Source organism: Thermus scotoductus DSM 8553 (assembly GCF_000381045.1).
GTDB lineage: Bacteria > Deinococcota > Deinococci > Deinococcales > Thermaceae > Thermus > Thermus scotoductus.
In genome coordinates this window covers 13,893-27,633 of the sequence record NZ_KB905754.1, presented here as the reverse complement: position 1 = coordinate 27,633, position 13,741 = coordinate 13,893, and the positions used below count along the sequence as shown (strand labels likewise).

The window sequence follows — 13,741 nt, the reverse complement described above, 5'->3', positions numbered from 1 at the left end:
TGGTGATGGCCCTGGCCCTTCTGGTGTACGCCCTGGGGGAGTGGGAGCTGAGGCGGAGGCTGGAGGGGACGGGGTCCAGCCTGCCGGATCAAAAGGGGAGACCCACAGCCAAGCCCACCTTGCGCTGGGTGTTTCAACTCTTTATGTGGGTCCGCCTGGTGGAGCTGGGGGGCAAGTTGCTCGTCCTCAACCTGGCTCCCCATCACGAGACCGCGGTGCGCCTTCTGGGGGCCGGGCGATATTACCTGCTGGAGTGAAGGGGGTGCGGAATGTGGGGTCCAGGATAAGCTCCCGCCTCAGGTCCTTTGGGGTCATGGCCGAGTCGTCGGCGATTAGGGGGAGGATTTTCTTCTCCCTTAGCTTCCTCCTGGCCTCCACCTCCTCAACGGGCAGGGGCTCTTCCACGTAGAGGAGGCCCATTTCCTTCCAGGCTAGGAGGTAGCGCTCGGCCTCCTTGGGGGAAAGGGTTTCGTTGGCGTCGGCGTAAAGCTCGGCGTCGGGGAAGGCTTCCCTAAGGCGGCCGATCTTCCGGCCATCCTCCTCCAGGTCCCGGCCTACCTTCACCTTGAAGACCCGCACCCCCGCCTCGTAGGCCATGCGGGCATCTAAAAGCATCTCCTCCTCCGAGGCCATGCCCAGTATGTAGGAAACCCGCACCCGGTGCTTGGCGGGCTTCAATACCTGATAAAGCTCCTCCCCCTCGCTTCTCGCCCAAGCCTCCCAAAGGGCGAGGTCCAGGGCTCCTTTAAGGCCCAGGTTGCAGGGAAAAGACTCCAGCACCGCCCGAATGGCTTCCTGGTCGTCCGCCTCGAGGCCCAAAAGCCGGGGCTTCAGATACTCCAGCCCCGCCCTGACGCTTCCTAAGGTTTCCCCGTAGATGGTGGGGCGGATGGCCACCTCCGCCTGGCCCAGGGAGCCATCGCTGAGCTCCACCTGCAAAAGGGCATGGTCCAGGGCCGCCATCTCCGAGGCCTTACCCCAGCGCAAAGGAGCCCTTAAGGGGATGCGGAAAGGAACCAGCCTGAGGTCGCGGATGGTCGCCATGAGGCCATTTTAGAGGCCAAGCCGCCTGAGGAAGCCCCTAACCGCCTCCACCTCCTCCTCGAGGGAAAGCCTCTCCGTGTCCAGGATGAGGGCCCGGGGGTGGTCCTCAAGGAGGCGCAAGGGGCCAAGGGGGTCGTAGTTCCGCTTCTCCTCGGCCACGATCTTGAGCTTGGCCAAGACCTCTTCCCAGGGAGCCAGGGCCAGGGCCTCCTCCAGCTCCCCTGGGGAAAGAACCCCTTCCGCCAACGCCCTTAGCTCCGCCCTCTCCTCCGGGCGAAGCTCCACCCGGTCAAAGGCATCCTGGCGGGAAAGTAGCCTTTTAAGCCGGGTGGCCTCCCGGGCGTGAAGGACCACGAAAAGCGCTTTGGGCAGATGCTCCAACGCATAGGCCACCTCCGCCTCCCCCCTAAGCCCGTCGAAGAGAAGGGGGAAGCGGGGCTCCACAAACCCCCGGGCCAGGACCTCCGCCACCCCTCCCGGGAACTCCTCCCGGAAGCGCCGAGTCAGGCGAAAGCGCTCCTCCCGGGGAATGGGGAGGTTGACCCCGTAGCGGGGAAGGACGTAAAGGTCCACCAGCTCCCTGCGGTCAGGAAGCCGGGAAAAGCCCAAGGCCTCCACCAAAGTGCTCTTCCCCACCCCGGTGAGGCCCACCAGGATGAGGAGGGGGTGGTCCTTTACGGGAACTAGGTTGGGACGGGGCTCGAGGGCGAAAGCAACCGCCGCCATGAGGAGATTGTACGGCTTCTAGGGGGTGGAACTAAATCCCAGGGAAAAGGCAACCGGAATCCCGCCTGGTGACGACTCCCCGGACTAAAGTCCGGGGCTTCTCGGGGTGTTTCCCTGCGGGAAAGCACGCGGGGTTTCCCCCGAAGGCCCCGTCCGGGCCCAGAAAGACCTTGACTCCGTATCGGCAGGCGAGCGCAATGCTTCTGGCTCTGCCACGGGTGTTCGTTTGGAGTTTTACCCATCGGACTACCCGATGGAACCCCCTACTCCAAGTTTCAAGGTCCACGGGGAACTTTGTCCCCAAGAACATTGTACCAAATCCGTGTCCACCTGTGGTGGACGTGGGGGAGTCCATGTATCCCCGGTTTAAAAACCGGGGGATTATAGCTCCCCCACACCCCCTCTTTTCTCCTAAGATAGGGGGGATATGAAGCGCCTAGTCGCCCTTTCCCTCCTGGCCCTCAGCCTGGCCCTGGCCCAGATGCCCGCTTATCCGGAGAACACCCTGGGGCTAGGGTACGCCCCCGATAAGGGCGTCTACCTGCAGGGAAGCGCCCTTTTGCCCTTCAGTCCCTTGGGGATCGACACGGGACTGGATGTGCAGGCCCTCCTTTCGCAAAACCCGGAGGTCTTTGCCCTCTTCAAGGCCAATCTCTTCCCGGGCCTGGTCCTTTTGGACCTCTACACCTCCGTGGGCCTGGGCCTGGACCTGCGGTATCCCTTTGGAGCGCACCTGGGACCGGTGGTGAGCCTCGAGGTGCCAGGAGGAGCCCTTTCCGCCTACGGGGGACTCGGCTACCAAAGCGGGTTCCACCTGGCCTGGGGAGCCGGGTTCAGGCTCTACCTGGAACCCCTGGCCCTGGAGGTTTCCGCCTCCGACCGGTATCCCTTCCTGCTGAGCTTTCTTTACCTCTGGTAACCCGTGCGGCGCCTTCCCCTTTTCCTCTTCTCCCTTCCCGCCCTCCTCACCCTGGGGGTGTTCATCCTCTACCCCTTTTTGGATGTGATTCGCTTTTCCACCTGGGACTGGTCGGGGCTTTCCGAGCCCAAGCCGGTGGGGCTCAAAAACTACCGGGATCTTTTCCAAGACCCCGCCTTCTGGGGAAGCCTCTGGGTGACCCTGAAGTTCATGCTCCTGGCCCTGCCCCTTTTCGTGGGGCTTTCCATCGCCCTGGCGGTGGCTTTGGAAGGGGCACCCTACGAGCGCTTTGCCAAAAGCCTTCTCTTCCTGCCCGGGCTCGTCACCCTGGGTGGGGCCACCCTGAGCTGGTACACCCTCTTCACCCCCGAGTACGGGGCCTTAGCCCAGTTCCTGACCATCCCCCCTTGGGACCGGGAGGGGTTTTGGGCCTTGGTCATGGTGGTCCTCTTCACCCTGTGGCGGCACCTGGGGTATGGGGTCCTGGTGGCCTCGGCCCGGCTTAAGGCCATCCCCAAATCCCTTCTGGAGGCCGCCTATGTGGACGGGGCAGGGCCCTTGGAAGCCTTCCGCTACATAGTTCTTCCCCTCATGCGCCCGGCGGTGGCCTTTTTGGTGGTGGTGGGCACCATCCTCTCCTTGCAGTCCTACTCGGCGGTCTTCCTCCTCACCCGGGGCGGGCCCTACGGGGCCACCCGGGTCCTGGGCTACTACCTCTATGAGTCGGGGTTTGAAAACTTCCGGCTGGGGTATGCCGCCGCGGTCACCGTGGTCATCCTCCTCCTCACCCTCCTCTTCGCCTACGCCCAGCTTAGGCTTCTGCGTCACGGGGAGGAATAGCGGTGTAGGCGGAGGTCCTCGAGGTGGGCCTCGAAGCTGGTGTTGAGGAAAAGCTCCCCCTTGGCGTGGAAGAAGTAGAGGTAAGGGCGCCCCTTGGGGTCGGTGCGCACGGGATTGAGCACGGCAAGGAGGGCCTCCCGCCCCGGGTTGCCGATGGGCCCCGGGGGAAGCCCGGCGTAGCGGTAGGTGTTGTAGGGGGAATCATGGGCGAAGTCCCCCGCCTTCCGGGAAAGCTCGGGAAGCCTTTTGCCCAGGGCGTAGGCCACGGTGGGATCCGCCTGGAGGGGCATGCCCCTTTCCAGCCGGTTCAGGAAAACCCCGGCGATGTAGGGCATCTCCTTCTGACTCCCCGCCTCCACCTGGACGATGGAGGCCAGGGTCACCCAGGCGTGAACGGAAAGCCCCCGCTCCTCCAAAAGGCGCCTCACCGGGGGCGTGAGCTCGGCCTCAAAGCGGCGGAGAAACGCGCGCACCACCTCCTCCGCCGTAACCAGCAGGTCAAAGGTGTAGGTGGCAGGGAAGAGGTAGCCCTCGAGGGTCGTTCCCTCCACATAAGGAGGGCGCAGGGCCCCAGGCTCCTGGACAATCCTTAGAAAACCATCCCCATCCAAGCCCGCCTGGGAAAGCCTTTTGGCGTAGTCCACCGCCCTTTCCCCCTCGAGGAAGGTGAGGGTGACCGTGAGGGGCTTCTCTCCTCCCGTGAGGGCCCTGGCCAGGCGGAAGGCCCCATCCCCCTTTAGGCGGTAGACCCCGGGGACCAGCTTCCTGGCCTGGCCGGAGAAGCGCAGGTAGGCGGAAAAGAGGTACCCGGAGCGCAAAAGCCCGGCCTCCTCCAGGATCCTGGCCACCTCCTGCCCCGTGGCCCCCCGGGGAATGCGCACCGTGGCCTCTTTTCCCGTGGGGCCCAAAAGCCAGAGGGCGTAGAAGAGGAGAAGGGCGAAGGTGACGAAAAGGGCCACCACCCCCCGCCACAGCCAGCGCCTAGAGCCTTCCCGCAAGATAGCCCTCCAAGAGGATCACCGCGCTCATCTCGTCCAACCGGCCCTTCTCCCGGCGGATCCGTTTGGGGGCGTGTTTCAGGCGCCGGGCTGCCGCCTGGGTGGTGTAGCGCTCGTCCACAAGCTCCACCTCCACCCCCTTGGCCCTAAGCGCCTCCACCAGGGGAAGGACCCTCTGGGCCTGGGCGCTTTCCTTGAGGTCGGTGCGCAAGGGAAGGCCCACCAGAAGCTTTCCCAACCCCTCCCGGCGCACGAAGTCCAGGAGGGCGGCCACGTCCTCTTCCAGGCTCCGCCGCACCAGGTAACCCCGGCCGTAGGCGAAGGGGCTTCCTTCCTCCCCCACCGCCAGGCCGATCCTGGCCTCTCCCACGTCAAGCGCGCCCAGACGCATACTGTACGCTGCGATCCGCCAAGACCACCCCCAGATAGAGCAGGGCAACCCCCATGGCCCCGGTGAGGTACCAAAGCCGATAGAGAAGGGGATTCCAGGCGCCCAGGAGCTTGGCCAAAAGCTCGGCGGAAACCGCCAGGGCGAAGAGAAGAAGGCCCAGGGAGTAGAGGGCGTTGTGAAGGGAGGGACGCCCCCGGTACCGCCCAAAGGTGGGGCCGAAAAAGGCCCAGGAAAGGGCCACCGCCACCAGGCTCAGCAACATGGCCATGGGCTCATTTTACCGGGGAGGGTGTCCCCTGCCAGGCACCCCGGCAAGGCCAGGGGCCTCCCTCAAGGAAGCAGGTCGGGAAGGGCCGCCCGGGCCTTTTCCGGGGAAAGCCCTGCCCCCTGGGCTAGGGCTCCCTTCCCACCCCCCCGGCCTCCCGCCCGCTCCGCAAGGGCCCGGAAAAGGGCCCCCGCCTCGAGGCCCCTTTCCTGGGCCTTTGGGGAAAGCTTCAGCACCGCCTGCCCCCCGCTCAGGACCAGGGCCACATCCGCTCCCCTCTGCACCAGATCGTCCGCCGCCTGGCGCAAGGTGGCCATATCCACCCCGGAAAGCTCCAGCACCCCGTAGCGCAGGCCCCCCTTCTCCGAAAAGGCGACCTCCTTCTTAAGCTCCGCCTGCACCAGGCGCGCCTTAAGGCTTTCCACCTCCTTTTCCTTGGCCTTGAGCTCCTGCAAGAGCCTCTCCAGCCGCTCCTCCAGGTTGGCCTCCCCCACGGAAAGCCTCTCGGCCAAAGCCCTCATGCGGTTCAAAGCCCCGCGGGCGAAGCGCACCGCCCATTCCCCGGCCACCGCCTCGAGGCGCCTCACCCCGGCGGAAACCGCCTCCTCCTTCTGGATGAGGAAGGCCCCGATCTCCCCCGTGCGCCGCACGTGGGTGCCCCCGCAAAGCTCCTTGGACTCCACCCCAGGCAGGGGGCTTCCCTCCACCCGCACCACCCGCACCACCTCCCCGTACTTCTCCCCGAAGAGGGCCATGGCCCCTTCCCGCTTGGCCTCCTCCAGGGGCAGGTAGCGCCAGGTGACGGGGAAGTCCGCCTGGATCCAGCGGTTCACCAAAAGCTCAATCCGCTCCAGCTCCTCCTGGGTCAGGGGCTCGGGGTGGGTGAAGTCAAAGCGCAGGCGGTCCGGGGCCACCAGGCTCCCCGCCTGGCGCACATGGGGGCCCAGCACCGCCCTCAAAGCGGCGTGGAGGAGGTGGGTGGCGGTGTGGTGGCGCTCCGTGTCCCGGCGGGCGGGGTCCACCACCGCCCGCACCCTTTCTCCCACCCGGAGGGTGCCCTCCTCCACCTTGGCCCGGTGCAGGAAGATCCCCCTTTCCGTCTTGAGGGTGGTTTCCACCCTGGCCCGGCCCGAGGGCCATTCCAGGTGGCCGAAGTCCCCAATCTGTCCCCCCCCTTCCGCGTAGAAGGGAGTCCGGTCCAAGACCACCTGGACCTCGGTCCCGGGGCCCGCCTCCTCCAGGCTTTGGTCCCCCGCCAGAAGGGCCAAGACCGTGCCCTCCGCCTCCAGGGTCCCGTAGCCCAAGAACTCCGTGGCCCCCCGTTCCGCGTAGAGTTCCTCCAGCACCTGGGCGCTCTTCTTGAAGATCTCCCGCTCAAAGGCCATGGCCGCCCGGGAACGCTCCTGCTGCTCCTCCATGGCCCTTTTGAAGCCCTCGGTGTCTACCCCGAAGCCCCTTTCCGCGGCGATCTCCACCGTGAGGTCCAGGGGGAAACCATAGGTGTCGTAGAGGCGGAAGGCCTCCGCCCCCGGAAGCACCTCGCCGGGCCTAAGGCCCGAAAGCAGGGTGTCCAGCCGCTTCAAGCCCCCTTCCAGGGTTTCCAGGAAGCGCTCCTCCTCGAGGCGGATCTGCTTCTCCACCGCGGGAAGGTTCTCCCGCATCTCCGGGTAGAAGTCCCCAAGAAGCTCCGCCACCACCGGGGCCAGGCGGTGAAGGAAGGGTTCCTCCAGGCCTAAAAGGTAACCGTGGCGGAGGGCCCGGCGAAGCAACCTGCGGATCACGTAGCCCCGGCCGGTGTTGGAGAAGGTCACCCCGTCGGCCAAGGCCGCTACCACCGCCCGGATGTGGTCGGCGATGACCCGGTGGCTCACCGAAGCCTTCCCCTCGTAGGGCTTACCGCTAAAGAGGGCCACCCTTTCGATGATGGGGTAGAAGGTGTCCGTGCGGTAGAAGTCCTCCACGTCCTGCAAAATGGCCGCCACCCGGTACAGGCCCATGCCGGTGTCGATGTTCTTCTGGGGCAGGGGCTTGAGAATCCCGGGGCCGGGGATGGGGCCTTGGCGGTCGTACTGGGTGAAGACCAGGTTCCAGATCTCCACGAACCGGTCCCCGCTTCCCGTGTTGGGGCCGGTTTCGTCCGGGGTGCCGAAGGCCGGGCCCCGGTCGTAGAAGATCTCCGAGCAAGGGCCCGAGGGCCCATTGGGCCCGTGGGTGATGGCCCCTCCCGGCCAGTAGTTCTCGTCCTCGCCGAAGCGGCCGATCTTTTCCTCAGGCACCCCCACCAGGTCCCGCCAGATGGCGTAGGCCTCGTCGTCGTCCTCGTAGACCGTGACCCAGAGCCGATCCGGGTCCAGGCCCAGCCACTTGGGGTCGGTGAGGAACTCCCAGGCCCAGAGGATGGCCTCCTTCTTGAAGTAGTCCCCAAAGGAGAAGTTGCCCAGCATCTCGAAGAAGGTGTTGTGCCGGGCCGTCCTCCCCACGTTTTCTATGTCCCCCACCCGGAGGCACTTCTGGCAGGTGGTGATCCTTCGCCACTCCTTGCCCCCGAAGATGGGCTTGGCCCCCAGGAAGTAGGGCTTTAGGGGAGCCATGCCCGCCGAGGTGAAGAGGAGCGAAGGGTCGTTCTCGGGGATGAGGCTGAAGGAGGGAAGGCGCAGATGCCCTTTGCCCTCAAAAAAAGACAGGTACTTCTCCCGGATCTCCGCCGTGCGCATGCCTTTGATTATAGGGGCTCAACGCGCTGGCCTTCACCCCTTTGACGTCAAACCCTCATGCCGTCAAAATGGTGGCATGGCCAGGCGCAAGACCACCCTGTACCTGGAGGAAGAGGTGCTCCGGGCCGCCAAGGTGCGGGCGGCAAGCCTCGGTCTAAGGGAGTCGGAGCTGGTGGAGCGGGCCTTGCGCCACTACCTGGGCCTGGAACGCCTCGAGGCCCTTCTGGCTAAAGGCCCCCTCTCCGAGGAAGAGGCCCTGAAGCTGGCCTACCAGGAGCTCCACGCCTCCCGGGGATGATCCGCGCGGTCCTTGACCCAGGGGTGCTGGTGGCGGCTCTCCTTTCCTCCCAGGGGGCCCCGGCGCAACTTTTGCGCCTCTTGGTGAAAGGGCACTTCCAGCTCGTCCTCTCCCCCAAGCTTCTTGAGGAAGCCGAACAGGTCCTAAAAAGACCCAAGTTCCGGGACTACGTGAGCCTCGAGGAGGTCCAGGACTACCTGGCCTTCCTGATCCGTTGGGGGGAGGTGGTCCCCGACCCCCCAGAAACCCCCGGCCTCTCGCCGGATCCCGGGGACGATTACCTGGTGGCCTTGGCCCGGGCCTCGAGGGCCAGGGTCTTGGTATCGGGGGACCGACACCTGCTCGGGCTTGCCCACCCGGAACCCCCGGTGCTGTCGCCTAGGGCCTTCTTGGAGCTGCTGGAATCCTTGGATCCTTAAGGGTAAGCTTGGACCATGACGGTCCAGATGCGCCGCTACCGGATCAAGGAAGGGACCAGGGAGGCTTTTCAGAAGGTGTTCTTGGAGGTCATCGTCCCCTTGCGCCAGGCCACGGGCTTCCAGGTCCTGGGGGCCTACTGGACTGGGGAAAGGGAGTTTTTGTGGTTCGTGGGCCACGAGAACTTTCAGGAGGCGGAAAAGGCCTACTACCAGCACCCCGAGCGCAAGAAGGTGGACCCCAGCCAGTTCCTGGAGGAAATAGAAACCCGCTTCGTGGAAAGACTCATCTAGAAGGCCATCCCCGGTGTTTGGCCCTCTGTGGGCCCCGGCACGTCCGCTTTCCGCACCAGGAATAAGCTTGAGAAGATGGAAATCCTTTCCATGGTCCTCCGTAACCTCCTGGCCCGCCCCGTGCGCAGCCTCCTCACCCTCCTGGGGGTGCTCATCGCCACCACCAGCATGGTCCTCTTCCTCTCCTTCGGGGAAGGCTTAAGGCGCTCCCTGGCCCAGGAGCTCACCCGGGTGGGCCCCGCCATCCAGCTGGTCCCCGAGGGCATGGAGGGCCTGGGGTTTTCCGGCTACCCCGAGATCACCCCCGAGGAGTACCGGCGGGCGGTGGCAGCGGGGAAGGAGCTGGGGGTGAGGAGCATCATCCCCACCCTCTTCCTGGTCCGGGGAGGGTTTGACCCCCAAACGAGCTTCTTTTTCCAGGGCCTCCCGCAAGGCGTGGCCCCCGACCTCCTCTACCCCGGGGTGAAGGTCCGGGAAGGCCGGCTTCTGCCCTCGGCCAAGGGAGCCATCGTGGGGGCCAAGGTGGCCAAGCGGAGCCAGCTTTCCTTAGGAAGCCCCCTCAGGCTTTCCCCCAGGGTAGAGCTATGGGTGGAGGGCATCCTGGAGGAAAGCGGGGGGCTTGCCGACAACCTCATCTTCGTTCCGCTAAAGCCCTTGCAGGAGGTCTTGGGCACGCAAAACTACACCGCGCTTCTCGTGGCCCTGAACCCCGGGCAGAAGGCGGAGGAGGTGGCCCGGGCCCTCGAGGCCAGCCTCCCCGGCCTCAAGGCCCAGACCACGGGGGACGTGATGCGCTTTGCGGAAAGGGCCTTGCGCATCAGCGACCTGGTGCGCTTCGGCATCAGCCTGGTGGCCCTCATCGTGGGGGGGCTTCTGGTGGCCAACACGGTGATGATGTCCGTGTACGAGCGCACCCGGGAGTTCGGGGTCATGCGCGCCCTCGGGGCCAAGCGGGGCTTCATCTTCCGGCTGGTGGTGCTGGAGGCCCTCCTCCTCTCCTCCTTGGGGGGGCTACTGGGCCTCCTCCTGGGAAGCGCGGTTTCCCAGGCCATCAACCTCTACACCCTGGAGCAGGTGGGCCTGGCCCTTTCTGCCGTCACCTTTAGGCTTTCCCTTTTCGCCCTTCTCGTGGCCCTGGGGCTTGGGCTTTCCGCGGGGATCCTTCCCGCCTACCACGCCAGCCGGATTCCCGTGGTGGAGGCTTTGGGGAGGGTGTGAGACTGCCTTGGCTTCCCCAGGAATAAGCCCCCTTCTCGGGGGTAGTTCCGGAGCAGCCAAGAGATAGGAAAGGATATGACGAGCGTCCTTCGGGCGGAAAACCTGGGCAAGCGTTACCGGCAAGGGGAGAAGGAAGTGGTGGCCCTGGAAGGGTTTACCTTCGCCTTCCCCCAAGGAAGCACCGCGGTGGTGGGGCCCTCGGGAAGCGGCAAAACCACCCTGCTAAACCTCCTTGCGGGCTTTGACCTGCCCACAGAAGGAGGGGTGTACCTGGGGGAGCTGGCCTTAAACCGGCTCTCCGAGGATCAAAGGGCCGAGGTGCGCCTAAAGCACATGGGCTTCGTCTTCCAGCAGTGGAACCTCATCCCCACCCTCACCGCCTGGGAAAACGTGGCCTTTCCCCTCCTCCTTGCGGGCCTTCCCCCTAAAGCCCGCAAGGAAAGGGCCTTGGAGCTTCTGGAAAGGGTGGGGCTTCTGGAAAGGGCCCACCACCTGCCAAGCCGCCTTTCCGGCGGGGAACAGCAACGGGTGGCCTTGGCCCGGGCCCTGGCCCTGGACCCTCCCATCCTCTTCGCCGACGAGCCCACGGGCAACCTGGACGCCACCTCCCGGGAGCAGGTGGCATCCCTGCTATTTGAAGCCGGGGAAAAGCGCACCCTGATCCTGGTCACCCACGACCTGGAGCTGGCAAGCCAGGCGGACCGGATCCTGCACCTCAAGGGAGGCCGGCTGGTACGGGTAGCCACCCCGGCGCCAGGCTGACCCCCCTTATGGGACATCTGGCCTGGAAGGCCGTGGCACAATACCCCCTATGGGCAAGCGGCTTGTGGTCATCGGAGGGGTGGCGGGTGGGGCCTCCGCCGCCGCCAAGGCCAAGCGGGAAAACCCCGAGCTGGAGGTGGTGGTCTACGAGAAATCGGGGTGGGTTTCCTACGGGGCCTGCGGCCTGCCTTACGTGCTTTCCGGGGAGATACCCCGCCTGGAAAAGCTGGTGGCCAGGACCCCGGAGGAGTTCCGAAGGCAAGGGGTGGAGGTCCGCACCCACCACGAGGTGGTGGACGTGGACCCCGAGCTTAGGACCCTCACCGTCTTTGACCACCAGGAGCGACGCACCTTCCAGGACCGGTACGATTACCTGGTCCTGGCCACCGGGGCCAGGCCGAGCCTTCCCCCCATCCCGGGCACGGAGCAGGAAGGGGTCTACACTCTAAGGAACATGGAGGATGGCCAAAAGCTCCTCAAGGCCCTGGAGGGAGCCCAAAGGGCCGCCATCCTGGGAGCCGGGTACATCGGCCTCGAGGTGGCCGAGGCCTTCCGCAAACGGGGCCTCGAGGTGACCCTCCTGGAGCTCAAGGACCGTCCCCTACCCCACTGGGACCAGGAGGTGGGGAACCTCCTCAAGGAGGAGCTGGAACGGCACGGGGTGGAGGTCTGGACCCGGGTGGAGGTGAAGGCCCTAAGGGGCCAGGGCCGGGTGGAGGCGGTGGAGACCTCGGAAGGCGTGGTGCCCGCCGACCTGGTGCTGGTGGCCACGGGGATCAAGCCCAACACCCTTTTGGCCCAGGCCATGGGGGTAGCCTTAGGCCCCACAGGGGCCATCGCCACCGATGAGAGGATGCATACCAACCTGGAGGGAGTGTATGCCGCCGGGGATGTGGCGGAAAGCTTCCACCAGGTGCTGAAGCGCCCCTACTGGCTTCCCCTGGGGGACGTGGCCAACAAGCACGGCCGCACCGCCGGGGCGGTGATCGCCGGCAAGGAGGCCCGCTTCGCCGGGGTGGTGGGCACCGCCATCTTCAAGGCCTTCGGCCTGGCGGTGGCCACCACCGGGCTTTCCCAGGAAGCGGCCTTAAGGGAGGGTTTCCAGGCCAGGAAGGTCTTCATCCAAAGCCGGGACGGGGCCCACTACTACCCGGGAAGCCAGCCCCTTTGGGTGGAACTCATCTACGAGGAGGGCACGGGAAAACTCCTGGGCGGGGCGGTGGTGGCCCATGGGCATGGGGCCTTGCGCATAGATGTCCTGGCCGCCCTCCTGCACCAGGGGGGCACGGTGGAGGACCTCCTGAGCCTGGATCTGGCCTACGCCCCACCCTACAGCCCTGTCTGGGACCCCCTCCTCATCGCCGCCCAGCAGGTGAAATAAAATGGTGTAGTTAATAGGAGAACACACCACTACTGGGTGTCAAGTCCCCGACCTTACACCCTACACTGTAACTCCTCCCACCTCCAAACTGATCTTTGGAGGTGAGGGATGGATCCTCTGAGCGTGTTGACCCCAGAGATGCGGCAGGAGGCGGAGGAGCTTCGGCGGGATTGGGCGACCAACCCCCGGTGGAAGGGAGTGAAGCGGGACTACCGGCCCGAGGACGTGGTCCGGCTTCGCCCCAGCGTGAAGGTGGAGTACACCCTGGCCAAGCGAGGAGCGGAGAAGCTCTGGCAGCTTTTGCACGAGCGACCCTACGTGCACACCTTCGGGGCTTACACCGGGGCCATGGCGGTGGAGATGGTGCGGGCCGGCTTGGAGGCCATCTACCTCTCCGGCTGGCAGGTGGCCGCCGACGCCAACCTGGCCTGGCAGACCTACCCCGACCAGTCCCTCTACCCCTATAACTCCGTGCCCCAGATCGTGAAGCGCATCAACAACGCCCTGATGCGGGCGGATATGATCGAGCGCTCCGAGGGCAAGGTGACCCGGGACTGGTACGTGCCCATCGTGGCCGATGCCGAGGCGGGCTTCGGCGGGGCTTTGAACGTCTTTGAGCTCACCAAGGCCATGATCGAGGCGGGGGCTGCCGGCATCCACTACGAGGACCAGCTGGCCTCCGAGAAGAAGTGCGGCCATCTGGGGGGCAAGGTCCTGGTGCCCACCTCCCAGCACATCCGCACCCTGCAGGCCGCCCGCCTGGCAGCGGACATCATGGGGGTGCCCACGGTGATCATCGCCCGCACCGACGCCGAGGCCGCCACCCTCATCACCAGCGACATCGACGAGCGGGATCGGCCCTTCATCCTGCCCGGGGAACGCACCCCGGAGGGCTTCTACCGGGTGAAAAACGGCCTCGAGGCGGGAATCGCCCGGGCCCTGGCCTACGCCCCCTACGCCGATGTTATCTGGATGGAAACCTCCAAGCCCGACCTGGAGGAGGCCCGCAAGTTCGCCGAGGCGGTGAAGAAGGAGTTCCCGGATAAGCTCCTCGCCTACAACCTCTCCCCCTCCTTCAACTGGAAGAAGTTCCTGGACGACGAAACCATCGCCAAGTTCAACCGGGAGCTGGGGGAGATGGGGTACAAGTTCCAGTTCATCACCCTGGCGGGCTGGCACACCGTGAACTACTACACCTGGGAGCTGGCCAAGGGCTACAAGACCCGGGGCATGCCCGCCTTCGTGGAGCTCCAGCAGAAGGAGTTCCTGGCCCAGGCCCAGGGCTTCACCGCCGTGAAGCACCAGCGGGAGGTGGGGGCGGGCTACTTCGACGAGGTGGTCCTGGCCCTCACCCAGGGGGAGGCCTCCACCCTGGCCCTCAAGGGCTCCACCGAGGAGGCCCAGTTCAACGAACCCGTGCACTAGGTTTAGGGGACGCCTGCTCTGCCGCCCTCCAGGTTCGGGGGGCGGCAGGT

13 protein-coding genes and 3 pseudogenes are annotated in these 13,741 nt (G+C 65.6%); 10 read left to right on the top strand and 6 right to left on the bottom strand.

Annotation, left to right across the window (positions count from 1 at the left end):
* Nucleotides 1–257: pseudogene (locus F604_RS12645) on the top strand (IS1634 family transposase); the annotation flags it as partial.
* 19 nt (nucleotides 258–276) lie between these two features.
* Here F604_RS12645 and F604_RS12070 read toward each other — a convergent pair.
* Nucleotides 277–1,044, bottom strand: a pseudogene (locus F604_RS12070) (enolase C-terminal domain-like protein); the annotation flags it as partial.
* A 9-nt stretch (nucleotides 1,045–1,053) separates the two neighbouring features.
* Nucleotides 1,054–1,770: a DEAD/DEAH box helicase family protein gene (locus tag F604_RS0108965; RefSeq protein WP_019551361.1), complete on the bottom strand. Its 717-nt coding sequence runs from the start codon at nucleotides 1,768–1,770 to the stop codon at nucleotides 1,054–1,056.
* 427 nt (nucleotides 1,771–2,197) lie between these two features.
* Here F604_RS0108965 and F604_RS0108960 point away from each other — a divergent pair, with 427 nt between their 5' ends.
* A complete protein-coding gene (locus F604_RS0108960) occupies nucleotides 2,198–2,689 on the top strand; it encodes a hypothetical protein (protein ID WP_019551360.1) in 492 nt (163 codons plus the stop codon).
* 3 nt (nucleotides 2,690–2,692) lie between these two features.
* The gene (locus F604_RS0108955; protein WP_019551359.1) at nucleotides 2,693–3,529 is read left to right on the top strand and encodes a carbohydrate ABC transporter permease; all 837 of its coding nucleotides are present in this window, start codon (nucleotides 2,693–2,695) and stop codon (nucleotides 3,527–3,529) included.
* Here the strand turns inward: F604_RS0108955 and mltG are convergent.
* The 4 genes and pseudogenes from mltG to alaS form a co-directional block, all read right to left on the bottom strand.
* Nucleotides 3,514–4,527 (bottom strand): endolytic transglycosylase MltG, encoded by a 1,014-nt coding sequence (gene mltG / locus F604_RS0108950; protein ID WP_019551358.1) that lies wholly within the window; start codon nucleotides 4,525–4,527, stop codon nucleotides 3,514–3,516. The genes F604_RS0108955 and mltG overlap by 16 nt on opposite strands.
* A complete protein-coding gene (gene ruvX / locus F604_RS0108945) occupies nucleotides 4,511–4,918 on the bottom strand; it encodes a Holliday junction resolvase RuvX (protein ID WP_019551357.1) in 408 nt (135 codons plus the stop codon). The genes mltG and ruvX overlap by 17 nt, the downstream gene beginning before the upstream one ends.
* Before the next feature lie 28 nt (nucleotides 4,919–4,946).
* A pseudogene (locus tag F604_RS0108940) lies at nucleotides 4,947–5,180 on the bottom strand (hypothetical protein); the annotation flags it as partial.
* Between the two features lie 68 nt (nucleotides 5,181–5,248).
* On the bottom strand, nucleotides 5,249–7,897 hold the full coding sequence (gene alaS / locus F604_RS0108935; protein ID WP_019551355.1) for an alanine--tRNA ligase: 2,649 nt from the start codon (nucleotides 7,895–7,897) through the stop codon (nucleotides 5,249–5,251).
* Between the two features lie 76 nt (nucleotides 7,898–7,973).
* Here alaS and F604_RS0108930 point away from each other — a divergent pair, with 76 nt between their 5' ends.
* From F604_RS0108930 to aceA, 7 genes are all read left to right on the top strand, one after another.
* A complete protein-coding gene (locus tag F604_RS0108930; RefSeq protein WP_019551354.1) occupies nucleotides 7,974–8,195 on the top strand; it encodes a hypothetical protein in 222 nt (73 codons plus the stop codon).
* A complete protein-coding gene (locus F604_RS0108925) occupies nucleotides 8,192–8,614 on the top strand; it encodes a putative toxin-antitoxin system toxin component, PIN family (protein WP_019551353.1) in 423 nt (140 codons plus the stop codon). The genes F604_RS0108930 and F604_RS0108925 overlap by 4 nt, the downstream gene beginning before the upstream one ends.
* Nucleotides 8,615–8,629: 15 nt before the next feature.
* Nucleotides 8,630–8,905, top strand: coding sequence for an NIPSNAP family protein (locus tag F604_RS0108920; RefSeq protein WP_019551352.1), 276 nt, complete (start codon nucleotides 8,630–8,632; stop codon nucleotides 8,903–8,905).
* Between the two features lie 75 nt (nucleotides 8,906–8,980).
* Nucleotides 8,981–10,123 carry an ABC transporter permease gene (locus F604_RS0108910; protein ID WP_019551350.1) on the top strand — a complete coding sequence of 381 codons (1,143 nt, stop codon included), beginning with the start codon at nucleotides 8,981–8,983 and terminating at the stop codon, nucleotides 10,121–10,123.
* 75 nt (nucleotides 10,124–10,198) lie between these two features.
* Nucleotides 10,199–10,885 (top strand): ABC transporter ATP-binding protein, encoded by a 687-nt coding sequence (locus F604_RS0108905; protein ID WP_019551349.1) that lies wholly within the window; start codon nucleotides 10,199–10,201, stop codon nucleotides 10,883–10,885.
* Between the two features lie 49 nt (nucleotides 10,886–10,934).
* On the top strand, nucleotides 10,935–12,266 hold the full coding sequence (locus F604_RS0108900; protein ID WP_019551348.1) for an FAD-dependent oxidoreductase: 1,332 nt from the start codon (nucleotides 10,935–10,937) through the stop codon (nucleotides 12,264–12,266).
* A gap of 108 nt (nucleotides 12,267–12,374) precedes the next feature.
* A complete protein-coding gene (aceA, locus tag F604_RS0108895; protein WP_019551347.1) occupies nucleotides 12,375–13,691 on the top strand; it encodes an isocitrate lyase in 1,317 nt (438 codons plus the stop codon).
* The last annotated feature ends 50 nt before the right edge of the window (nucleotides 13,692–13,741 follow it).

Coding starts and splice junctions, on each gene's coding strand:
- F604_RS0108965 (WP_019551361.1), bottom strand. CDS start 1,770: ATGGCGGCGGTTGCTTTCGCCCTCGAGCCCCGTCCCAACCTAGTTCCC.
- F604_RS0108960 (WP_019551360.1), top strand. CDS start 2,198: ATGAAGCGCCTAGTCGCCCTTTCCCTCCTGGCCCTCAGCCTGGCCCTG.
- ruvX (WP_019551357.1), bottom strand. CDS start 4,918: ATGCGTCTGGGCGCGCTTGACGTGGGAGAGGCCAGGATCGGCCTGGCG.
- alaS (WP_019551355.1), bottom strand. CDS start 7,897: ATGCGCACGGCGGAGATCCGGGAGAAGTACCTGTCTTTTTTTGAGGGC.
- F604_RS0108930 (WP_019551354.1), top strand. CDS start 7,974: ATGGCCAGGCGCAAGACCACCCTGTACCTGGAGGAAGAGGTGCTCCGG.
- F604_RS0108925 (WP_019551353.1), top strand. CDS start 8,192: ATGATCCGCGCGGTCCTTGACCCAGGGGTGCTGGTGGCGGCTCTCCTT.
- F604_RS0108920 (WP_019551352.1), top strand. CDS start 8,630: ATGACGGTCCAGATGCGCCGCTACCGGATCAAGGAAGGGACCAGGGAG.
- F604_RS0108910 (WP_019551350.1), top strand. CDS start 8,981: ATGGAAATCCTTTCCATGGTCCTCCGTAACCTCCTGGCCCGCCCCGTG.
- F604_RS0108905 (WP_019551349.1), top strand. CDS start 10,199: ATGACGAGCGTCCTTCGGGCGGAAAACCTGGGCAAGCGTTACCGGCAA.
- F604_RS0108900 (WP_019551348.1), top strand. CDS start 10,935: ATGGGCAAGCGGCTTGTGGTCATCGGAGGGGTGGCGGGTGGGGCCTCC.
- aceA (WP_019551347.1), top strand. CDS start 12,375: ATGGATCCTCTGAGCGTGTTGACCCCAGAGATGCGGCAGGAGGCGGAG.